The following is a 23,137-nucleotide window of genomic DNA, read 5'->3' as shown; positions in this document are numbered from 1 at the left end:
GCAGACGGCAGTGCCGTGTCGCTACTTATTTTCTAACATGGTGCAGCCTTCTCAAGAAGAGGCAAGATGCTTGTTCCACAAAGAGTAACTTTCTTATGGAACGGGCATCTTGCCCATTAAAAAAAGGCTTGTTGAGAATGCAACAACTAACTCATTTCCACACTTTCCAAGGAGCCTTGCCTTCATCCCAAAGTTCGTTTAAATACTTGTATTCTCGAAAAGTATCCATCGCAAAGAAGAAGCCCTCATGACGGTAAGCCATCAATTGTCCGTCTGCGGCCAAACGCTGCATCGGCTCTTGTTCTAAAATACAATCATCTCCCCCCAAATACTCAAACACCCGGCGGTTGAATATCATATATCCAATACTGATCCAGCCGTCAACTTGAGGTTTTTCCGAAAACTGTACTACGCGGCTATCGCTGTCTACATCCAAAATTCCAAAGCGAGAAATCGGACGAAATGTAGTGACTGTTGCCAGCTTCCCGTGAGACTTGTGAAAATCCATCAAGGCGTCAATATCGACATCAGCTACCCCATCGCCGTATGTCACCATGAAATTATCGCGATCGATATATTTTTCGATCCGTTTTACTCGCCCTCCTGTCATGCTTGCCGCGCCAGTCTCAGCTAGGGTAACATTAAAATCTTGCTCGCGATGTTCCTCGTGATAAGTAATGCAATTTTTGCGTCCCAGACAGATAGTAAAGTCATTGTTCATGGCTTCATAATTAAGGAAATATTCTTTAATCATGTTGCCCCGATAGCCCAAGCACACAATAAAGTTTTGGAAACCGTAGTGTGCATAGATCTTCATGATGTGCCAAATAATTGGATGCCCCCCCACCTCAACTAAGGGTTTGGGACGAAATTCTGTTTCTTCTCTGAGACGAGTACCGAGACCGCCAGCTAGGATAACTACTTGCATTTTGTCACATTTTTAAAGATGATAAATTAATTTATCATCAATCATCAGTGATTTTTTCAAAGAATTATTAACATTTTCTCATAGTGAGTGAAGCTTTGTAAACCGCAGAAATCACGAACTCTTATAAATAATTCTAGGGTTCGCGCGACCGCGCCGTGTATTTGAATGCTGCGCGCAATTTCTAACTAACAGTAGGGGGGGTACTGCGGATAGTATATTTGAATACAGCGCAATTTGTAACTTACTAAGAGTCGATTAAAAAATAGACAAAAGAACAGCAAATACCTATACTAAATATAAGAAAGAGATTCAACAGCAATGAAAAATAGACTCGATCGCCTAAAAAAGTTTTTAGGTATCCTCTGTGCGATCGCCTCAATAATTATATTATTCCCATCGGCTATACCTGGTGTTTACGCGACAGTTGTTGCACCGGAAGGCTCAACCATACCACAAACGACCGTAGCTTTTGTACCCAACATACCGGGCGGCGGATTAGACTTTCACGAATCAGCAGGAGGACACACTTTAGAGAGACACGTTGGCAAAACAGAAGCACAACTAGCACAGCGACTCGCCAGCGAAACGAGAATTTCTGCCGCATCTTCCTTTACTGATCGTTCCGTCGCTGAAGCGGCTATTGCAGAAGCAATGAACAGAAATCAAAGTGCGATCGACTCCTGGGTCAAAAGTCGAGGCAATCGTTATACGATCGACTACAATGCCAACAGAATCATTGGCATTACTCTGCGTCGCCGCGCATCCAAAGCAACTTCAACATCTCGCCTGAGAATAGTCCTCCAGCGCAGCGCCCAATTACCTCCCGGATACTTTATTCTCACAGCCTATCCCCAATGATCAATCAATTTCCTCATTTAACCCAATTTTTCAGTTCCTACTTTCACCAAGACTGGCCATTAGAAGCTGACACTCCCAGCGATGTAGTGAACAACTACCGCAGCAGCGAACCGCCCGAAAGTGTTGAAGCTGCATCACAAGAGCTTAGCCAACTGCTAGAAATGCCGATCGCCCCAGCCGATTTAGAAGCATTCATCCTCGATGAATTAGGGTGTTACTACGACCCACAATCCGAAAATCAAACACTCCGAGAGTGGTTGGAATCGGTGCAAAAATCTTTAAAAAATCCCAGCTAAAATCTATATATTTGTAAGGACGCGGCTATATATTTGTAAGGATACGGCTATATATTTGTAAGGACAAGCCACTGCCGTGTCCCTACAATTTGTTCACAATTTAATAGGATAGCTAGCTCACTTGCTAACCGTCAATAAGTAACCTTCGTGGACGTTGAAATTAGGGATAACATAAGCCAAGCTGCCACTACCCACCGACAAACTTTCTTCTTTAACTGTGACAAGCTGTGGCACGGCTCCTTCTTGATTGTTGGGAATTTTTTCTAATTTTAGAGTAATTTTCTGACCTCTTTGAATACCTAGCTGCTCCAAATTGCCGAGGGTTAATGTTACCGTTGTTGCTGAGGAAAAATTGGGGTCAAAATAACCTAAAAGTATCTGTGCTTTACCTTCAGGATTTGACTTGCTGGCTAAAGCGACAAGGCGATTGTTATTTGACCAACTCCGCACCCGCGAATTAACTCCGTCAGCATAAGCTTTGTAAGTCCACCAAGCGGCTCTTGGCTCAAAAGTATTAGGCGTCACCATCCCACTCAGCGTATTGTTGAAGCAATTGCTAACTTTATTTGGCCCTTGAGTATCCCAACAAGCTCTGCAAGCACCGTCAGCTTTTGCATACTCTAAGTTATACAAATAACCTAAGATTTCCCCCGGCTGGTACTGCGCTAAGTTCCCGACAATTTCGTTGACGTAAATTTTTTGCAATTTCAGTTCCTTGTAAGATGGACTTTGCTGAAAATTACGTTTAGCATCAATTACATGGTCGTCAACAAATAAGATCATGGTATCGTTGAGTTCGTGCCAAGCGAGGAAATTTACTTCCAGTTTGTTCGCTTTGCAGTAATTCAAAAAAGCGGTTATATATCCTTTGTTGTAGTTTGTAATGCTCGGCCCGCCAATTATTGCTGACGGTCCCAATTCTTCTCGCAAAATTTTGTAAGCTCTTTTGTAGGTTTCAAAGAATTGTTCTCTGCTTCCATTCCAAAACGGATTTTTTAAATCGGGTTCATTCCATACATCCCAAATAATTTTCTTGCCTTTATTTTGCTGGGCTAACTGTCGGATGAATGCTTCCCACGCGGGGTAGTTTTGATAGGGCCAGCCATTGGGGTTGGTACCGTAGCCCCACAAGTCGCTAACGAGTAACTGAAACTCGGCTCCACTGGCGATTACTCGATCGTAAATATCGAGTCTCCCCGCCCGCCAAAGTTTGGGCTGCAAGGGTTTGATCAAGCTATCCGGCGGTTTTGCGGTGTCGATTCCGTGCAGGATGCCACTCATGGAAATTGTACGGGTGGCTGGCTGTCCAAAATCTACTGTAACGTTCGATCGCAGTTGGGCGATCGCTCTTGGCTGTCCCAAATAGGCTATTAACAGAACAGTGACAATAGCTAAACCAATTGGCAGCAGTTTATTAATACGTGGGAATTTGAATGTAAATTGCATATTTTTCTGTGGTTGATGTTTCGTGGAATGGGCATCTTTCCCGTTCCTTAGAATGCTGCAAGAGCTCAGTTTTAACGAACATATGAAAACACTTCAACACCCTCTATTGATTCTATCACTTGTTGCCACGACCGGGAGTGGATCAGCTCGTTGGCATCGAAATTAACTCCTTTTTCCGCAGCGAAAATACCAAAATTTTTCACCCAATCAAAGATAGTTTCTGTGGTCAAATAAGGTGTGCAAGCCCAAGCAGATTGCAAATTATTCACCATCTCGGACATATCTCCGTTATAGTAAGCATCCCCAGCTTTCAACACTAAATAATAGTATTTCAGCAGGCTATCCACTTGCTGTAGCTGCTTTTTGAGTTTCGGACTAATAGAGAAACTGTCGCTCTCACCGTCACTTACCAAGGCCTGTTCAATTATTTCTCCATATTCCCGAAGCATCCGTTCTTCTTTGAATAATTCTTGGGCTCGCGCTTTGCACGCTTGTCCTGCAAGTCTGCGCGATTCGGGATTTTCTGCCCATATTTCCACCGTTTCTACTAACTCCTTTACTGTTCCTTCTGGGTCGATTGTAGGATCGGGGAGCAACTTTCCCGTATCTCCCAATTCTTCAGGAATCCCGCTGACGGCTGTGGCAATTACGGGCAATCCTTTCGCCATTGCTTCCATAATGGCTAGCGGCATTCCTTCTGCTTGGGAAGATAAAATAAAGATGTCGCTGGCGTCGAGCCAATCGGCAATATCCCAGCGCTGTCCTAAGAATTTAACCTGTTCTTCTACTCCCAATTTGCTCACAGTTGCTCTTAATTCAGGTTCCAGATTGTCATGAACAGTAGACCCAGGCCCGGCCCAAACAAAGTAAATTTGGGGCCAAATTGGACAATTTTTCAATTGGGCGATCGCCTGCAATTGATACTGATATCCTTTAATGGGACTCAATCTCGCCGCCGTAAAACAAACGACAGCATTTTCGGGGATTCCTTGTTCTTGACGCAGGCGTTGGCGAGTTGAAAGATTCGGCGGTTCAAAATAACTGTTCGGTCTCCCATAATAAATAACTTTGCCTCGTTTTAGAGGCACTTTAAAAATTCTTTTGAATAAATTTAAATTTTCCTGGCACACTGCTACTACTGCTTTGGCTAAATCGTACTGATAGGAGACAGCCTCAAAATAAGGAATTTGATCGCCCCGATCGAAAGTTTCATAATTGCGACCCATATAACCGAGAGTAACTATGTACGGTATATTCTGCTTAAGAGCAACTTGTTTGGCCGCAAAATTTGCCATCGGCGAGCCGTCGCTAAATATAATTAAATCCGGTTGAGCCTGCGCGTAAATTTTTTCAGCATGGCCTAAATTGTAAGCAACTTGCAAAAACTCTTTTATCGTGTCAAAATCCAGCCAAATATGTTCTATACCTAACTGTTTTTGTTCGGCAATTAAAGGGTGAGAAGCTTTAGTTTGAACGCTAATAACTTGGTATCCTTCGGCTACTAATTTACACATCAGCGAGTGGTTGAACTGAGCTAAACCTCCCACTCCGTGGTCTTCTGCGTACAGTAGTAGGCGGGCTTTTCGCGGTTGGCTAATCGAAATATGTGTAGGTTGTTGAAATTGAGGAGTACTGTTAGCAGCAACCACTATGATATCTTGCCATTCTTTTAAATTTGTTAAGGCATAAGTATCAAAGTCTATACCGTATTCTTGCGAAACAGTCCTAAAAGTTTCTAACCATTTAAATACTGTTTCCGTACCTGTAAAAGGAGTGTAATAAAGAGATTTCTCCAAACACTCGACCATCTCTGCCAAATATCCCTCACGGTACATCCGCCACGCTAGCCATACTAAACACCTGTAACGTTCCTCGCGTTTCAAGTCGCGGATGTACTGAGGTAAGTCTAGCCGCGCGAAAAATTGCTCCATCACAATTTCCATATTTTTCATTACTTTGGAGCCGCTGGACATGAGATTACTGTCGTGGTGGCGATAGCAGGTTAATATCTCTTTTAACCAAACTAGATTGCAGCCTTTTAAAGCTAAACGTAAGACAAAATCTAAATCTTCAGTTAGCGAAAAGCGAGGATCAAAACCTCCCAAGCGTTCCCACCACTCACGGCGCAGCATCAGAGCGCTGGAACGCACTGATTTGTACAACACTAAGCTTTGTAAATCTAATTGGGGTGCTTCTTCCCAAGGCTTTACTCCATAGATGCCTTCGTCCTTTTTGTCAACTATCAGCCAACCTGTCTGCACCAGAGCTAATGTGGGGTCAGCGTCAAAGCAAGCTACTTGTTTTGCGAGTTTTTCTGGTAGGAAGAAGTCGTCAGCATCTAAAAAAGCTAAGAATTCCCCTTTGGCTAACTTGCAAGCGCTATTGCGAGCTATCGCAGCTCCTTGATTTTCTTGATAAACATACTGAATTAAATCGAGGTAAGGCTCTAAAACTTGGCGAGTGTTGTCGGTAGACCCGTCGTCTACCACAATAATTTCCAAGTCTTGGTAAGTTTGATCTATCGCACTTTCGACGGCTTTAGCAATGTAGGACTCGCAGTTATAGGCCGGGATAATTACGCTGACTCGCACTGTTTTTTGAGGGAGAATGCTAGACATTAATTTTTTCCATTCGGGTAAGTTTCTTAAAGATTGCATATTGCGGGGAAATCCGTAAGCTTTACAGCAACAACCCAGACGATTTATCCAATCTCCTACGGTTTTTTTAGCAGAGTAAGGAGTATAAGCGAAAGATTTTTGGTAATACTCAACCGCTGACGCCGGATAGCCGGTATAGTACAAGTGCCATGCCATCCATGTCAGTGCTTCGTACAAAGCAGGATTTTCTAAGTCTCGGATGTGCTGTGGCAAATCGGGTTTATTGAATAAGTTTTGTTTTAATTTAATAAACAGATTTGCTTGTGCGAGCGATTTTTTAATTGACACATTTTTGTCATGCTGGCGATAACATACGGTCACCTGGGGTAGCCAAGCAGATTCGCAGCCTAACAATACTAAACGCAATACTAAATCGGCATCATCTACGGAATCAAACTCTGAGTTAAATCCCCCTACATTTTTTAACCACTTTCGCGAAAACATCATGGCGCTAGGAAGTACGGGCATCTGTACTATCCATGTTTTTAAGTTTAATGTTGGGCAATCTTCCCAACATTTGATATCAGAAATTGTCTCTCCTTGCTCGTTCACTAAACGCCAGCCGCTATTGACAATTCCTAGTGAGGGCTGAGCGTCAAATAACGCAACTTGTCCAGCTAACTTATGGGACAAGAAAAAGTCATCTTGATCTAAAAAAGCAATTAATTCACCTCGGGATTCCTGAATTCCTCGGTTGCGGGCGGCAGCTACTCCTTGGTTTTCCTGATAAACATAGCGAATTTTTTCAACATAAGGCTGCAATGCTTGGCGAGTGTCGTCGGTTGAGCCGTCGTCTACGACGATAATTTCCCAGTTTTTATAGGTTTGGCTGATGACGCTTTCTACCGCTTGCGCGATGTAGCGATCGCCATTATATGCTGGAATAATTACACTTACTCGCGGTGTCGGATTTGCCATTGACATGAGTTTTATCGGTGATAAGGAAGGAAGAAGCAAGTTCGGCAACGGGTTCGCTCCACGGATGTAACGGAGATCCGGCACAAGGCAGAAGGCAGAATAAAAATGCTATTTTACTGCTGGTAGCCATCCCAATTTTAAATTTTACTCGGCTATTTTAGCGTGCATAAAATACAGAATCAATACCCTGGACGCCCTCGACCAATTGTTGCCATTCTGCTGATTTAGTTAGAGAATATGTATCTAAATAATGCCCTTTAGCTGACGAAAAATTACCAAAAAATTCTATCCAGTTTAACAGCGTTTCTGTACTCAAAAAAGGCGTACACTGCAAAGATTCTTGAAGCCACTTCTGCATCCCGATGAGATCTTCTTGACAGTAAGCGTGCCACGCCTTCCACACTAAAAAGCTGTAGCGCACCCGGCTTTCTACCTTAGCCATCCACTCCTGCACCTGTTTTTGAGTAACAAATTGATCTTTTTCGCGATCGGAAAGTAAAGCTTTTTCGATCGCCTCAACAGACTCTGCGAGCATCCGCTCCTCTTTGAACATTTTCTCGGCCCGCTGCTTGCAAGCTTGACCAATTTGGTGGCGCAATTCTGGATTCAGCGCCCAAGATTCTAAAGTTTCCGCCAATTCCCTCGCTGTGCCTTCGGGATCGGTATTCGGATCGGGCAACAACTTCCCAGTATCGCCGAGTCCTTCTGGAATCCCGCCCGCTGCCGAAGCAACTACGGGCAATCCTTTAGCCATCGCTTCCATGACTGCAAAAGAAGGTGCTGCATCGCCGAGAGATGTCAAAATGAATATGTCGCTAGCATCCAGCCAATCTAGGATATCCCAGCGGTGTCCGATCAACTTCACGCGATCGCTCACTCCTAACTCTCTAACAGCTTCCCTCAATTCTTTTTCTAGATCCCTATAACTTCCCTCGCCATTTCCCGCCCAGACAAAATAAAGTTTAGACCACACCGGAGACTGCTTCAACTGTTTGATTGCTTCGAGCTGATATCGATGCCCTTTAACGGGTGCCAATCGAGCAGATGTGAAACAGACAATCGCATCTTCAGGAATTTCTAACTCTTGCCGCAGGCGTTGGCGAGCCGAAGGATTAGGAGGTGCAAAATATTCAGGAGAGCGCCCCAAGTAAATCACTTGTCCTCGCTCTTTTGGCAAATTGAAATGTTGGCACAATAAATTCAAATGTTCGTAAGCCAAAACAATCACGGCTCTAGCTTGCAGGCACTGATACAGCACTCCCTCTCGATAAGGCACTACATCCCCGTAGGCAAAATTTGCGTGATCTGGCATGACTAACCCGATTAACATCATGTATGGTATTCCCATCTGAATAACTACCTGTTTAACTGCAAAATTGGAATAGGGCCAGCCATCGCTAAAAATAATCAGATCGGGTTTATTAGTAGAAAAAATCTCTTGTCCATCCTCAGTATTTCTTAATACCCGTGCTAAATCTCTATGGCTGCTAAAATCGAGCCACAAGTGTTCTATACCTAACTCTCGTTCTCGCTCAACCAAGGGGCTAGAATGTTTGGTTTGCACGCAAGTGACTCGATAGCCCAACAAGGCTAACTGACAGAGAATAGCATGGTTGTACTGCGCTAATCCTCCCACGCCCGGATCGTCGGCGTTGTAGAGTAAAATGTGCGTTTCCCTAGGGGATAGCTTCGCTTCAGGTGGTTTTGAAGGTGTGGAAATAGAACTCTGTTGGGATTGGGGCGGATTAGTCATAACCATCAAAATTATATCTTGCCATTCCCCTAACTGACTCAGGGAATAACCGTCAAAATTGTCACCGTATTCTTCAGAAAGGCTCTGAAAAGTTTCCAGCCAATTCAAGACTGTTTCCGTGGGCGAAAAAGGGGTATATTGCAATGACTTTTCCAAACACGGGGCCATCTCTGCTAGATGACCGCCGCGATACATCCGCCATGCCATCCACACCAAGCATTGATAGCGTTCCTGGTTTTTTAACTGGCGGATTGACTGAGGCACATCAAGTCTAGCAAAGAATTTTTCCATCAGAATTTCTGTATTCTTCATTAGCGGAAAACCGCTTGACATGAGATTGGTATCGTGCTGGCGATAACAGGTAAGTATTTCTTCTAACCAAATAGCTTTGCACCCCTTTAAACCTAAACGCAAGGCAAAGTCTAAATCTTCCGTCGGCGGAAGCCCCGCCTCGAAACCGCCCAAGTATTCCCACCACTTACGCCGCAGTAGCATGGCACTTGGGCGCACACATTTATAGAGAATAAAGCTTTCTAAATCTAATTGGGGCGCTTGCTGCCAAGGCTTTACCGCAGAAATCTCTCGCCCGGTTTCATCGACCATGAGCCAACCTGTTTGCACCATATCTAATGTGGGGTCAGCGTCAAAGCAAGCTACCTGTTTCTCTAGCTTGGAGGGTAGGAAATAGTCATCAGCATCTAGAAAAGCTAAAAACTCGCCTTTGGCTAGCTGGCAAGCACGATTCCGAGCTATTGCTGCTCCTTGATTTTCCTGATATATGTAGCGAATTCTGTCAAAATAAGGCTGCAATACTTGCTGCGTGCTATCTGTCGAACCATCGTCTACCACTATAATCTCCAAATTAGTAAAAGTTTGACCTAGGGCGCTTTCTACCGCTTGCACGATGTAGCGATCGCCATTATATACAGGTATAATTACGCTGATTAGGGGTGTTGGATTGACTGTTGACATTATTTAGCTCGCTGTTAACCTATGATTATCTAGTTTATATTAATGTCGCGGATCTTCAGCACTATTCTCAGCTCGCTAGCTCTACTTACAGAAACTTGAAGGTGGGCAAATTGTAGCATATAATCTTAGATGGAATGATTACTCAAAAGGAAAAGAAAAAATGAATTCGGAAACAGCGCAGGTTAATTTTCAGCAACAGGCAGAACTTTATTTAGCTACAGGCAACTTCGATCGGGCGATCGCACTTTGCCAACAAGTTTTGGCATCTGAACCCAATTCAGCAGAGACTTGCAAGACCTTGGGGAAAGCGCTGCAAGCTCAGGGTAAACTAGAAGACGCAAGGTATTGGTATAAAGTTGCGATCGCCCTGCAACCCGACTTTGCCGAAGCTTTTGCTAACCTCGGCACTCTCTGCGCTACTTTGGAACAGTGGCAAGAGGCGATCGCCTGTTACCAAAAAGCCATCTCGCTGCAACCAAACTTGGCAGGATTTTACCGCAATTTGAGCCGGATATTTACCCAAGTCGGTCAAGCTGAGGAAGCTGCAGACTGTTGGTATCAAGCACTGATCGTGGAACCGATAGAAATAGCAGAAGAATATCTCGATTTAGGTAATACTTTGCTGCTCCAAAATAAACCAGAAAAAGCGCTAGTTTGTTACCACCGCACCATTTTTTTAAACCCTAGTTGTTGCGAAGCTTATTGCAAAATAGCAGAAGCTGCTAGCGACTTGAAACAGTGGGACGAAGCTATTGTTAACTATCGCAAAGCTATTAAACTCCAGCCGGATATTTCGGATTTTCATTACAAATTAGGCAATATTTTACAAGCTAAGGAACTCTGGCGCGAAGCGGAGGCTGCCTACCGAAAAAGTATTGATTTAAATCCCAATTCTTTTTTGTCATACTACAACTTAGGCAGCGTGCTGCTCAATTTAGAAAAATGGCAAGAAGCTGCGATCACCTACCGCACGGCTGTTGAAATCAACCCGGATTATTCTTGGTCTTACTACAGCATCGGTGCAGCTTGCGATCGATTAGAACTATGGTCTGAATCCGCCGCAGCTTACCAGCGCGCTACTGAAGTAGACCCGAATTTTTTCGCAGCTTTTCACCAGTTAGGAGATGCTCTTTTTAAACTAGAAAGATGGTCAGAAGCTGAGGCTGCATACGAACGGGCGATCGCCCTAAATGCAGATTTATTTTGGTCTCATTATAACTTAGCTTTGACTTTAGTTAAACTTCACAAGTTGGAAGCAGCAACACTCGCTTATCGGCGGGCGATCGCACTCAATCCAGAATTTTCTTGGACTTACCACAATTTAGGAGAAGTGCTGTTAAAAACTCAACAGTGGAAAGCCGCAGCTACCGCTTACCAACGTGCTATTGAACTTAACCCCAATATTTCTTGGTCTTATTACAATTTAGGCGATGCGTTGAGTGAAAGTCACCAATGGAACGATGCTGTTTCCGCCTACCTTTGTGCGCTTCAAATCGAGCCGTCTCTACCGCAAATTTACATAAAGTTAGGTAAGGCTCTCATTAAAAGAACTCCGGTAGATTCAGATATAGCAACTAGCTACTATCACCACCAAATGCAGCCGCAGCACGCTCCTGAATTTTACTGCCAAATCGCCCAAATGTTTGCTGAGAGCGATCGGCGTAACGAAGCCATAATGTTGTACTTGATGGCATTAGAAATTAGACCAAAAGATCCAGAAATATCCCAAAAATTAGAGGAGATTTTAGAAAAACAGCGTCAAACAGGGGAATCTACTCTATTATTAGAGTTAGAAGCTAAGGATATTCGCGATCGTTACATTGCCCGAGTCGCCAAAGGCAAGACTTTTGCAGAAGTCGGCGGCTTGTGGGGCGCTGTCAGCGAAAAAGTATCTGTAGCTAGCAAATACGGTGCAGTTTCTCTGACAATGATTGATGCCATGCCGGCATCCATGCACTGGTGGCAAGATTTTCACGATCGCATGACAAGTTTAAATATTGCTAATTATCACTGTATCAATCAAGATATCACTCAGATTCAGCTTGCCGACATTGGCGAGCCTTACGATGTAGTTCACTGTGCAGGAGTGTTGTACCATCACCCGCATCCGTTGCAGATTTTAGTTGCCTTGCGTCAGATAACTCGCGAGCATTTAGTTTTCACTTCAGCTATTACTCAAGAAGTGATAGAAAATGAGTTGGGACGCTATGAAATCCCCGCTTCGGGAGTAATGTTTATTCCCGCTTTGGACGACGCAGAACGAGCTATTTTAACAGCATACTGGCAGCAATACCTCAACAACAACCCACTTATAGGGATAACTGAACAAGCAGTTTTTGACATCAACGACTTTGCGCCCTGGTGGTGGCTACCTACAGCTACTGCTTTAGAAGCTATGTGCAAAGTCGCGGGATTTAACGTTTTAGACAAAGGATTGACTTGGGACAATAATGCTTTGACTCTGCTGCTGGGGATTTGAGGATTGGTAAACCAATAATAACAGGAATTTGCTTGTTCACAAACGGCTAAACACCCGGTTTATGAGCGGATTCCTCGTTTTCTTTCCGCAATATTCCTACTAGAAACCGGGTGTTTTCCGTAACTCCTAAATAAAATAGCTGTAAACATTTTTTGTGAAGAAAAGAGGAACTGGGAAATAATTAATGAACAATCACCAACCAGGGACGCCGTTAGGAAACATTTTAGTAGTAGACGATACACCAGAAAACCTGCGTCTGTTGTCTACGATGTTGACTCAGAGGGGATACACCCCCCGCTGCGTGATTAACGGAAAAATGGCTCTGAGAGCCTGCAATTCTAATCCACCAGATTTGATTTTGCTCGACATAATGATGCCGGAAATGAACGGCTACGAAGTCTGTCAGCACTTGAAACTCGAAGCAAAAACTCGCGAAATTCCGGTAATTTTTATCAGCGCTAAAGATGAAGTATTTGACAAAGTAAACGCATTTGCTGTGGGAGCTGTTGATTATATCAGCAAGCCATTTCAGTTTGAAGAAGTGCTCGCCCGCATCGAAAGTCACCTCAGCCTGCGGAATTTACAAAAGCAGCTAAAAGAACAAAATCTGCTGCTGCAAGAAGAAATCACGAGTCGCTTAGCAGTCGAAAAAACTCTTCAGGAAAAAAACCAAATTTTGCAACAAGAAATCAGCACCCGCCGCGCTGTTGAAAAAGCTCTGCAAGAGCAAAATTTGGTACTTCAACAAGAGATATCCCACCGCCAGCGCGCCGAATCTGCTCTATTAAAATCTAACCAAGAATTGGCGCGTTCAAATGCAGAACTAGAACAATTTGCTTATGTGGCTTCTCATGACTTGCAAGCGCCTTTAGCAACCATTGCCAGTTACGCTCAACTTTTAGAAAAACGCTACAAAGACCAACTCGACAGCCAAGGTAGTAAGTTTATCGGCAATATCGTTCAGGGCTGCACCAGAATGCAAACTTTAATTGACGATTTACTCGAATATTCGCGCGTTGGCAGGAGTCGGAAGCCTTTTCAACTGACAGATTGCAATCATGCAGTCGAGCAAGCACTCGCGAACCTGCAAGGTGCGATCCGCGAGACTAAAGCCGTTGTCACCTACAGCGAATTACCCACGGTAATGGGGGATATTTCTCAACTCGTACAGCTATTTCAAAATTTAGTCAGCAATGCGATTAAATATCGCCACGATGCACCGCCTGTGGTTCATATTACCGCTTGCAAACAGGAGAAAAACTGGTTAATTTCTGTCTCCGATAATGGAATTGGGATTGCTCCCCAGCATCAAAAACGTATCTTTCAAATTTTCCAGCGCTTGCATACTCAAAGAGAATATTCTGGGACAGGTATTGGTTTAGCAATTTGTCAAAAAATTGTGGAACTTCACGGCGGATGTATCTGGGTGGAATCGGAACAGGAGCAAGGTTCAACTTTTTACTTTACTCTCGCTTAATCGAGAGCTACTTTCGGCAAAAAATATAAGATATAAAGTGGGAAAGTTAATTGTTTTATATATTTTAACTCCTAACTTAGAAGGTACAATCTAGAAGTTAATACTATTTAATAGTGTAGATGAAAGCATTGAAAAATTGGGAATGACTGTGAGTATCGGGGTGTGGAGATGGGCTAGAGTTGCATTCTTTTTTTAAGTGAGATAAATGGCAAGTTAGAAGAAAAATTATTTGCCGTTGACAGTCTAGTTGGTGCGTGATAGAATTTTAATAATTAAACAAAATTTTGTAGCGCTTGCTTACCCTCCCCAATCTGACGGTCGATGTATGTGTACGTGCAATTGAATGACTGCCATGAAAATAAAAGGTAAAATTCAAGTTAGTTTAATATTTACTTGATCGATAAATATTATGAAAGCAGTTTTTAACTTAGCTTTGCCTCCTATCTGCTTTAAAGTTCTGTTAGTAGAAGACAACCCTCATGAAGCTGAGCTGATTGAAGATTTGCTGTCAGAAATTGGCGGCGCGCAGCGTATAGTGCTGACGAAAGTAGAGCGTCTCAGCGAAGCGCAGCAGCGATTGAATCAAGAAACTTTTGACATAATTTTATTAGACCTTTCACTGCCAGATAGTCTGGGAATCGAGACGGTGGCTCGGGTACAAGAGTACGGGGTAAATGTGCCGATCGTAGTTCTGACCGCCCAAAACGACGAAGAACTTGCCCTGCGGTTGATTTCGGTCGGCGTACAGGATTATTTGGTAAAAAGAAAAATCGACAGCGAACTGTTAATTCGATCGCTCCGTTACGCCATAGAACGCCAGAACAGTCAAGATGCTTTACGAAAAAGTGAAGAAAAATATCGCTCGGTGGTGGAAAATTCCCTGATCGGCATTGCCATCATCGCTCCAATTATTGACAGCGAAATTCCTCTAAATTGCCACTGGATAGAAGTTAACGATGCCCTGTGCAATTTGCTGGGCTATGAGCGCTACGAACTCGTGCAAAAGAATTGGATAGAGTTGACTCATCCAGAAGATTTGGAGGCTAATTGTGAAAATTTTTCTCAGATGTTAGCAGGTAGGCTCGACGGTTATATCTTAGACAAAAGGTGGCTCAGAAAAAACGGCGAAATAGTTCACACGCGAGTTTCCCGGCGCTGCATCCGTCGCCTGGACGGGTCTATCGACCGGATAATCGAAGTAGTGTTGGACGTGAGCGATCGCTACCGCTACGAAGCCAAACTGAAAGCGTCAGAAGAATTTTTAAACCACACCATAAATGCTACGCCAGACCCAATTTTTGTCAAAGACGAGCAACACCGCTGGATGATATTAAATGATGCTTTTTGTCAGTTGGTCGGCAAATCGCGACAAGAACTGATGGGCAAATCCGATTATGACTTTTTCCCCCAATCAGAAGCTGCTGTTTTTTGGACAAAAGATGAAGAAGTATTGACAACGGGTGTATGCTTGGAAACCGAAGAAAAATTCACAGACTCTGCCGGGAGAGAACACATAATTTCTACCAAAAAAAGCGTCTTCCAAATAGCAGACGGCAGTAAAGTAATAGTGGGTACAATTAGAGATTTTACCGAATACAGACAGCAACAAAAAGCCCTGGAACAAAGCGAAGCTCGCTTTCAAAAATTGGTAGCTAACCTGCCGGGAATAATTTATCAATTACGAATGTCAGCAACGGGAAAATTGTCTTTCCCCTACATCTCTTCAGGCAGCCGCCAACTCTACGAATTAGAGGCAGAAGCAATAGAGCAAAATGGGGAACTGATTTCCAAGGGAATTCACCCAGACGATCTCTTAGATTTAAAAACATCGATCGCAATTTCAGCCACAACGCTGGAACCTTGGCAGCAGCAGTGGCGGCAGACTTTACCATCTGGAAAAGTGAAGTGGCTGCAAGGAGCGGCGAGACCAGAAAGGCTCACTAATGAGAGCAAATCTGGCAGCGAAGGCGATATTCTCTGGGATGGTTTAGTGATGGATATCACTGAATTAAAGCAGGCACAAACAGAGCGCGATCGTTTTTTTACCATCTCCTTAGACTTGCTTTGTATTGTAGGTTTTGACGGTCATTTTAAACGTTTAAACCCAGCTTGGTCAACAGCTTTAGGCTATAGTATTAGTGAATTTTTTGCCAAGCCAATGATCGAATTTGTTCATCCAGACGATCGAAAAGCCACCGCAGCCGAAGGAGCAAAACTAATCGCTGGTACGTCCAGTATCTCATTTGAAAACCGCTACATCTGCAAAGACGGTTCTTACAAATACTTCCTGTGGACGGCATCGCCATTTAGCGAAGAAGGTTTAATCTACTCAGTCGGCCACGATATTACCTCTCGTAAACAAGCAGAGTCCCAACTCCAGCGACAAGCAGTAGCAATGGCCGCTGCTTATGACGGTATCGCCATTTTTAATAATAATAAAGAATGTATTTATTCCAACGACGCTTATCTCAAGATGTACGGCTTGGCTAGCCCTAGGGAACTGTATGGAAAGAAATGGAAAATGCTCTACAGCAAAGCAGAAAATATATTTTTTGAATTACAAATAATGCCGATGCTTCTGCAAAAAGGGTACTGCAATATAGAAGCGATCGGTCAGCGCCGGGACGGTACTAAGTTCCCTCAAGAATTGTCGCTGACAATGCTTGTCGGTGGCGAAATCATTTCTATAGTCCGCGATATAACTAATAGAAAACAGGTAGAATCCGCCCTGCGATCGAGCCAGCGCCGCTACCAAACTTTAGCAGAAGCATCGCCAGTTTGCATATTTCATACCGACACCTTGGGAAATTGCCTTTATGTGAATAAACGGTGGAGCGAAATTACGGGACTAAACGCAGAATTAGCAGCCGAAATTGGCTGGATGAATGCCATACATCCCGATGATGTCGAGCGGGTCAAAAATGAATGGCATCTAGCAATTATTGAGAAAATTCCTTTTAAATCAGAATACCGCTTTCAGCGTCCAGACGGTCGGGTAATTTGGGTGATCGGTCAGGCAATTGCAGAAATCGGAGACAAGCAGGAAATTAAAGGCTATATCGGCACTATTACTGATATTAGCGATCGCAAACAAGCAGAATTAGATTTGCTGCGAGTTACTCAAGCGGTGGAAAGCACCAGCGATGCGATCGGCATTGCTGACTTGACAGGGCGATCGCTCTACCACAATCAAGCCTTTGTTCAACAGTACGGCTACACAGCAGAAGAACTAAACACAGCAGGCGGATTAACAGCAATTTACCCCCAAACTAAAGTGCTGCTAGAAATGTTTAAAACGATCCGTAAAGGCAAATCTTGGCAAGGCGAACTCAAAATCAACACTAAAAACAACGAACTGGTAACAACTTTATTTCGCGCCGACGGCATTAAAGATGAAACTGGTCATTTAATCGGGTTAGTGGGAGTAATTACCGACATCACCGAACGGAAACAAGCGGAGATGGCCCTGCAGCAGCAATTAAGGCGAGAACGGCTAGTAGTTGCCATGCTCGATCGCATTCGCTCTTCCCTCAATTTAGAAGAAGTCCTCAGCACTGCTGTCGAAGAAGTGCGGCACTTTTTGCAAACAGACCGCACAATTATTTACCGCTTTAATCCCGACTGGAGCGGTATTGTAGTTGTCGAATCAGTGGCAACCAATAGAATTTCTCTGCTAAATTTTAACAATATTGACGGCTGTTTTAAAGAGAGATTTGTTGAGGTTTATCAGCAAGGCGGTATTAGAGCTATGGAAGATATTTACCGGGAAAATCTGACGCAATGTCACATGAAATTTCTCGAAGGACTTGAAGTAAAAGCTAACTTAATAGTGCCGATTTTAAAAGCACCAGAAACTATTTCGCCGACTGAACAGACCGCAGAAAATCAGCTTTGGGGACTGCTAATCGCCCAGGATTGCAGCGGCCCCCGCCCCTGGGATTCCTCAGAAATAGAATCCCTCCGGCAATTGTGCGTGCAATTGGCGATCGCGATCCAGCAATCGACGCTATTTCAACAAGCCCAAACGGAAATTGCCGATCGCAAACTTGCAGAATCTGCCCTCCAACAAGCTGCATTAGCCGCAGAAAGCGCCAACCGCGCCAAAAGCGAATTTCTTGCCAACATGAGCCACGAACTACGCACACCTTTAAACGGCGTTTTAGGTTACGCTCAAATCCTCAAAACCGACAAAGACTTAAACTCAGATCACCAAGAAAGTCTCAGCAATATTCAACAGTGCGGTCAACACCTGCTGATGTTAATCGACGATGTTTTAGATCTTTCCAAAATTGAAGCTAGAAAAATGGAACTCTACCCAGAAGAGTTAAATTTTATAAATTTCACGAAAAACATTGCTGATCTGTTTCAGATGCGTGCCTCCCAAAAAGAAATTTTATTCCATTACGAACAAGTCTCTCCCCTCCCTAGCTGCGTTCGTGTCGATCCAAAAAGACTGCGCCAAATTCTCATAAATTTACTCAGCAATGCCGTTAAATTTACTAACAGCGGCGGTGTGACTTTCAAAGTCGGCTATGTCGGCACAGGAGCCTGGAGTCGAGGGCAAGGAGAAAATTATGAGTTCTCGACTTTGAGTTCGGAACTGAAAGAAAATTATATGCGCTTCGCCCACAATCCGATCGCAGCCCAACACGCTTTAAAAATCCGCTTTCAAGTCGAAGATACCGGCACTGGAATAGAGCGAAGCAAGTTAGAAGAAATATTTTTGCCTTTCCATCAAGTAGGAGGCAATACGTTTGTTGAAGGTACAGGTCTCGGTCTCTCAATTAGCCAGAAATTAGCGAAACTAATGGGTACCGAAATTCGCGTCCACAGCACTTTGGGAAAAGGCAGCACTTTTTGGGTAGATTTAGAATTGCCCGCAGCTAAACGGTACTTGGAGGTGTCTCCTTTACAAGAAAAACGCTGGCTGGTCGGTTTTATCGGCAACAAGCGGAAAGTGCTAATCGTGGATGACAATCAACAGAATCGCGATTTGTTGTGCAGGCTGCTGCGGCGTTTGGGATTTGAGGTTGCAGAAGCGAAAAACGGGCAAGAATGCCTCTGCAAAACAGTTGAATTTCAAGCGGATGTGATTTTAATGGACTTGCGGATGCCTGTAATGGATGGCTTAGAAACTGCACGAAAACTGCGGCAGTTGCCGGAAGTAAAAGATGTTGTGTTAATCGCTATGTCAGCGAGCGTTTTCGAGGCTGCGCAGCAAGATAGCATCCTCGCAGGGTACGATGCTTTTGTTCCCAAACCGATCGAAGCCAATCACTTTTTGGAACAGTTGCGCGTGCGTTTGGGACTAGAATGGATTTATGGGGAATCCTCGGAAAACAAAAAGCGCAAAACTCCCAGTTTGCTACCCGCCTCTGATTTTCCTGCTTATTCTTCTCTGTTACCTGCGGCTTCTGAGTCAGTAGCAAAACTTTTGAAACTCGCAGCTATGGGCGACATTGAAGAAATTTTTGAGGAGAGTGCTAAGCTGGAGAGTTTAGAACCTAATTTAAGGCCGTTTGTCTCGAAGCTGCGCCAACTTGCTAAAGGATTTCAGCTCAAACAAATTCGCAATACTTTAAAGCAATATATCGAGGGAAAATAGTATGACTCTCATGATTGAGAGCTTGACTGCATACAGATAATTTAGATGTGCAGCAAGTTACCGCAGCGTTATTTAGCCGAATATCTGGCAATTGTCGATCGGGGAATTGTCAGTGCAGGCGGTCGTAACTCCCAACATTAAACAATTTGTTTTCTAGCTTCAGAAGTTGCCCTCCCAGAGTCCGATAAACTGCTGTTAAATGCCAGATATTTTTGGGTACAGCAGACATTTTGATCGGCGCCGGATCGGGTTCGCTATTACCGTGTTTTGTACTATTTCAAACAACAATTTTCTGGTAAACTAAAGTGGAAAGTTGCTTTCCATCCCTAGACTGAAGTCCCAGGGTTTGCAGGCTATTTTTTGACAATAGAGTTTTTGAGAGAGTTGGGATTGAAATTACTTTGCCTCAGTAACGGCCACGGAGAAGACGCGATCGCCCTTCGCATCTTGCAGGAACTGCAACAGCACCCGCATCCGCCAGAATTAGCCGTGTTTCCGCTAGTGGGCGAAGGGCAAGCTTTCGCTCAACTAGAAAACGCCCGCATCATCGGCCCGGTGCAGCGGATGCCTTCGGGCGGCTTTATTTACATGGACGGGAGGGAATTTTTGCGCGATGTCAAAGGCGGCCTGCTTCAGTTGACCATCGCTCAGTTTAAAGCCATCCGCGCTTGGGTGCGATCGCAACAACAGTCTGGGAATCAAGACGGCGTTATTTTAGCCTGCGGGGATATTGTACCGCTGCTGTTTGCTTGGCTCGGCGGCGCGCCCTATGCCTTTGTCGGTACTGCCAAGTCCGAGTATTATTTGCGCGACGAGGACGGGCCTCTGGTTCGCAAATCCAGGGCCTTTGGTTGGTGGGGTTGGTCGCGATCAGTTTATTTGCCTTGGGAGCGCTGGTTGATGAGTAGAGCGCGCTGTCGAGCCGTTTTTGCCAGGGACGCGCTAACCGCCGAGACTTTACAAAAGCTGGGAATTCCCGCTTACAATCTCGGAAACCCCATGATGGACGGACTCGAACCGGAAAATCCAGCAGGTTTTTACGGCCCTGACGCAGAGTTTCGGGAAATGGAGCGATCGCTCGTCATCACCTTACTCCCCGGTTCTAGAGCGCCGGAAGCCTATGCTAATTGGCTGCTAATAATAGAAGCTGTAGGCGGAATTTTGTCGCTGTTTGCCGATCGCAAATTGTTATTTTTCGGCGCCATTTCTCCTGAGTTAAACTTAGAAGCTTTGCGACCTAGTTTAGAATTTTTCGGCTGGCGACAAGACGGCGAAATTAGAACGCAGCGGCGAGAAGGAAGTATTTTGCGACCTCCTGTTTCTAGCGATCGAGAAATTCGGAAAGAATCTCCTAATTTGCTATTGCCCTTGACATTTGTGCAGAGAAACGCCACGATGATTTTGACTCAGCAAAGTTTTAACGATTGTTTGTACGAAGCCGATTTAGCAATAGCAATGGCAGGAACGGCTACAGAACAATTTGTAGGTTTAGGAAAACCCGCGATCGCCATTCCCGGAAACGGCCCGCAATTTACTCCCGCCTTTGCAGAAGCTCAAAGTCGCCTGTTAGGCCCGTCATTAATTTTAGTCAAACATCCCGCCGAAGTTGCCGGCGCCGTGCAGTCTTTGCTCCGCGACCCCGACAGGTTACAGCTAATCGCTGAAAATGGCTGGCGGCGCATGGGAGAACCCGGTGCAGCAGCCAGAATTGCCGAGTGTTTAATGCAGCGGTTCGGCGGTGAATCAAGCAATTCTCCATTGCCTGCAATAGACTAGGAACAAAACAATTTGGTGTTCCTGCCCAGTATCTTTAATACTACTTTCTTTTAAAAAAATCTTGTTCGCTAACTACTAATTTCCGTAGGGTGCGCACTGCGCACCTTACTGCTTTAAAAAAATCTTGTTCGCTAACTACTAATTTCCGTAGGGTGCGCACTGCGCACCTTACCAATACTGCCCTTGCAGAAAATTTCAAGTCGCCGTTTTTTCCGAAGATTGATCCCAGAAATTAGCTTGAGGAATTTTAAAATCCGACTTAACCAAAACTCCCGGTTCTCGCTGCACGGGCAGCACATCTAAAGTATCCGTTTGCGCGCAATATTTTAAATCTTCAATAACCCCTAAACCGAGGAGGCGCTGACCGTGGCTGGCTCTTTCCAACAATTCGTGCAACCTATCTTGCCAGTGGAGATAAAGAGCAATAGCCCCAAATACTTCATCATTACCAGCAAAATCGCTCGCAGGAATACCGCTTTCTGCTAGCAGACTTTGGGCGATCGCACCAGCACAAACCGTATCTTCCAACGAATAACTTCCTTCCCAACCAGAACCCACAATCCAAATAGTTTCCGGCTGTTTATTTAACAAAAACTGCACCACAGATTTGCGGTTAATCAAAGCCGCCGTTAACACAGTTGCAGCAGCTTGCACTCGCTGCAGAGCCCGAGTACCGTTAGTTGTGCTGATAAAAATTCGCTTCCCAGTCACCTTTTCTGGCGTGCAGTCGAAGGGGGAATTCCCCATATCAAATCCGTCAACTTTGCCGCCGCCTCGCTCTCCGGCGCGAATCCGCTTATCTGCGGGCCATTTTTCGCTCTCGGCCATTAGCTTATCTAAGTCGCTGAAAACTTGGACAGCTTCCGCCCCATTATTCAGGGCCGTTGCCATTGTCGTAGTCGCCCGCAGCACATCAACTGCGATCGCGCAAGCCGGCATTTTGTCGGCTGGCGTAAGTTCCGGGGTATGGTAAATAAAAAGCTTCACTTTTGGGGCTACCTGCAATAAATCCTCATCATTAATAATAAGGGAAAGTGGATAATAGAAAATAGAGTCAAGTCCTCAAAAGCAGAAAATATGTCAAAACAGCTAAATTCAAACCCCGCCCACGCCGCCATTACCGCACCAATTGGACTCCTGGCAGGTTTCACCTATCCTTTGCGAGCTTTCACGCTGATTTTGCAAACTCGAAAGCTGTGGACTTATGTATTAGTTCCCGTGGTGCTAAATTTTATAATTGGTATTGGTCTTTATTTAAGCTTGCTATTTCCCAGTTTGGCAGGAATAGATGTTTTAGTTGCCGATTTGTCCGTCCGATTTAATGCTCTAATTGCGAGTTTTCCAGCTTGGCTGAGCTTTCTCGGCGTGTTAACAGTTGCTTTCGGCTGGCTGCTGCGCGTACTCCTAGTGTCAGGACTTTTGCTGATAATTGGATTTTTGTTAGTGCAGTTTGGCGTGATTTTAGGTTCGCCCTGGTACGGCAAACTTTCCGAACAATTGGAACTGCTGCGGAACGGTCAATTGCCCGCAGAAGAACCAATGAATTTGGCGAGTAGTTTTGGGGATATTCAAAGGGCGATCGCCTTTGAACTGCGAAAACTACAAATTTTGTTGAGCGTCGGTATACCGCTGCTACTGCTAAATTTTATTCCTGGCGTCGGCTCTATTCTTAGCAGTTTGGGTGGCGTAGCTTTGGGCGCGACTATTGTCTGTTTGGACTTTTTAGATGCACCTTTGGAGAGGCGCAGGCGACCTTTTCAGGAGAAGTTAGAGATAATTTGGGCGAGTTTGCCGGCCAGCGGGAGTTTTGGTCTGGTTTGTTTGGGTTTGGTGAGCATTCCGCTGCTGAATCTGTTGGCGATTCCGCTGTGCGTAACGGCGGGAACGTTGTTTTTTTGCGATCGCATTTGGCCGGCCCGCTTTGCCCCAGAAGAAACTCATAGCGATCGAGAAACTAACATTACCAATTAAA

12 protein-coding genes are annotated in these 23,137 nt (G+C 44.6%); 7 read left to right on the top strand and 5 right to left on the bottom strand.

The window, feature by feature from the left end:
• Positions 1–151 precede the first annotated feature (151 nt).
• A complete protein-coding gene (gene rfbF, locus QUB77_RS22720) occupies positions 152–928 on the bottom strand; it encodes a glucose-1-phosphate cytidylyltransferase (protein WP_333177498.1) in 777 nt (258 codons plus the stop codon).
• A gap of 318 nt (positions 929–1,246) precedes the next feature.
• Between rfbF and QUB77_RS22715 the strand changes: the two genes are divergently transcribed.
• Both QUB77_RS22715 and QUB77_RS22710 read left to right on the top strand, forming a co-directional pair.
• Complete coding sequence (locus QUB77_RS22715) at positions 1,247–1,786, top strand: RNase A-like domain-containing protein (RefSeq protein WP_333177501.1); 540 nt, start codon at positions 1,247–1,249, stop codon at positions 1,784–1,786.
• Positions 1,783–2,082 carry a contact-dependent growth inhibition system immunity protein gene (locus tag QUB77_RS22710; protein ID WP_333177504.1) on the top strand — a complete coding sequence of 100 codons (300 nt, stop codon included), beginning with the start codon at positions 1,783–1,785 and terminating at the stop codon, positions 2,080–2,082. Before QUB77_RS22715 ends, QUB77_RS22710 begins: the two co-directional genes overlap by 4 nt.
• A gap of 117 nt (positions 2,083–2,199) precedes the next feature.
• On the opposite strand, the gene QUB77_RS22705 is transcribed toward QUB77_RS22710, so the two are convergent.
• The 3 genes from QUB77_RS22705 to QUB77_RS22695 all read right to left on the bottom strand — a co-directional run bounded on the left by QUB77_RS22705 (position 2,200) and on the right by QUB77_RS22695 (position 9,828).
• Positions 2,200–3,528: a GH39 family glycosyl hydrolase gene (locus tag QUB77_RS22705; RefSeq protein ID WP_333177507.1), complete on the bottom strand. Its 1,329-nt coding sequence runs from the start codon at positions 3,526–3,528 to the stop codon at positions 2,200–2,202.
• Between the two features lie 71 nt (positions 3,529–3,599).
• Positions 3,600–7,109: a glycosyltransferase gene (locus QUB77_RS22700; RefSeq protein ID WP_445251897.1), complete on the bottom strand. Its 3,510-nt coding sequence runs from the start codon at positions 7,107–7,109 to the stop codon at positions 3,600–3,602.
• Positions 7,110–7,260: 151 nt separating this feature from the next.
• Entirely contained in the window at positions 7,261–9,828 is a 2,568-nt protein-coding gene (locus QUB77_RS22695; protein WP_333177513.1) for a glycosyltransferase, read from the bottom strand.
• Positions 9,829–9,988: 160 nt separating this feature from the next.
• On the opposite strand from QUB77_RS22695, the gene QUB77_RS22690 reads away from it, so the two are divergent.
• The 4 genes from QUB77_RS22690 to QUB77_RS22675 all read left to right on the top strand — a co-directional run bounded on the left by QUB77_RS22690 (position 9,989) and on the right by QUB77_RS22675 (position 21,165).
• Positions 9,989–12,307 (top strand): tetratricopeptide repeat protein, encoded by a 2,319-nt coding sequence (locus QUB77_RS22690; RefSeq protein ID WP_333177515.1) that lies wholly within the window; start codon positions 9,989–9,991, stop codon positions 12,305–12,307.
• 184 nt (positions 12,308–12,491) lie between these two features.
• Positions 12,492–13,784 (top strand): ATP-binding protein, encoded by a 1,293-nt coding sequence (locus tag QUB77_RS22685; protein WP_333177517.1) that lies wholly within the window; start codon positions 12,492–12,494, stop codon positions 13,782–13,784.
• Between the two features lie 409 nt (positions 13,785–14,193).
• Positions 14,194–19,389, top strand: a complete 5,196-nt coding sequence (locus QUB77_RS22680) for a PAS domain S-box protein (RefSeq protein ID WP_333177520.1) — start codon at positions 14,194–14,196, stop codon at positions 19,387–19,389.
• A 360-nt stretch (positions 19,390–19,749) separates the two neighbouring features.
• Positions 19,750–21,165 (top strand): lipid-A-disaccharide synthase-related protein, encoded by a 1,416-nt coding sequence (locus QUB77_RS22675; RefSeq protein ID WP_333177522.1) that lies wholly within the window; start codon positions 19,750–19,752, stop codon positions 21,163–21,165.
• Positions 21,166–21,360: 195 nt separating this feature from the next.
• On the opposite strand, the gene QUB77_RS22670 is transcribed toward QUB77_RS22675, so the two are convergent.
• On the bottom strand, positions 21,361–22,152 hold the full coding sequence (locus QUB77_RS22670; protein WP_333177524.1) for a 2-phosphosulfolactate phosphatase family protein: 792 nt from the start codon (positions 22,150–22,152) through the stop codon (positions 21,361–21,363).
• 90 nt (positions 22,153–22,242) lie between these two features.
• Between QUB77_RS22670 and QUB77_RS22665 the strand changes: the two genes are divergently transcribed.
• Positions 22,243–23,136: an EI24 domain-containing protein gene (locus QUB77_RS22665; protein WP_333177527.1), complete on the top strand. Its 894-nt coding sequence runs from the start codon at positions 22,243–22,245 to the stop codon at positions 23,134–23,136.
• The last annotated feature ends 1 nt before the right edge of the window (position 23,137 follow it).

It is taken from the genome of Microcoleus sp. AT9b-C3, assembly GCF_036705485.1.
Lineage (GTDB): Bacteria > Cyanobacteriota > Cyanobacteriia > Cyanobacteriales > Microcoleaceae > Microcoleus.
Note: the sequence above shows the minus strand (reverse complement) of the source record. Positions and strands in the feature narration are given on the sequence as shown.

What these genes read in the sequence shown, in the direction of transcription:
- QUB77_RS22710 (WP_333177504.1), top strand. Translation starts at nt 1,783, where the DNA reads ATGATCAATCAATTTCCTCATTTAACCCAATTTTTCAGTTCCTACTTT.
- QUB77_RS22685 (WP_333177517.1), top strand. Translation starts at nt 12,492, where the DNA reads ATGAACAATCACCAACCAGGGACGCCGTTAGGAAACATTTTAGTAGTA.
- QUB77_RS22680 (WP_333177520.1), top strand. Translation starts at nt 14,194, where the DNA reads ATGAAAGCAGTTTTTAACTTAGCTTTGCCTCCTATCTGCTTTAAAGTT.
- QUB77_RS22715 (WP_333177501.1), top strand. Translation starts at nt 1,247, where the DNA reads ATGAAAAATAGACTCGATCGCCTAAAAAAGTTTTTAGGTATCCTCTGT.
- QUB77_RS22665 (WP_333177527.1), top strand. Translation starts at nt 22,243, where the DNA reads ATGTCAAAACAGCTAAATTCAAACCCCGCCCACGCCGCCATTACCGCA.
- QUB77_RS22695 (WP_333177513.1), bottom strand. Translation starts at nt 9,828, where the DNA reads ATGTCAACAGTCAATCCAACACCCCTAATCAGCGTAATTATACCTGTA.
- QUB77_RS22690 (WP_333177515.1), top strand. Translation starts at nt 9,989, where the DNA reads ATGAATTCGGAAACAGCGCAGGTTAATTTTCAGCAACAGGCAGAACTT.
- rfbF (WP_333177498.1), bottom strand. Translation starts at nt 928, where the DNA reads ATGCAAGTAGTTATCCTAGCTGGCGGTCTCGGTACTCGTCTCAGAGAA.
- QUB77_RS22705 (WP_333177507.1), bottom strand. Translation starts at nt 3,528, where the DNA reads ATGCAATTTACATTCAAATTCCCACGTATTAATAAACTGCTGCCAATT.
- QUB77_RS22700 (WP_445251897.1), bottom strand. Translation starts at nt 7,109, where the DNA reads ATGTCAATGGCAAATCCGACACCGCGAGTAAGTGTAATTATTCCAGCA.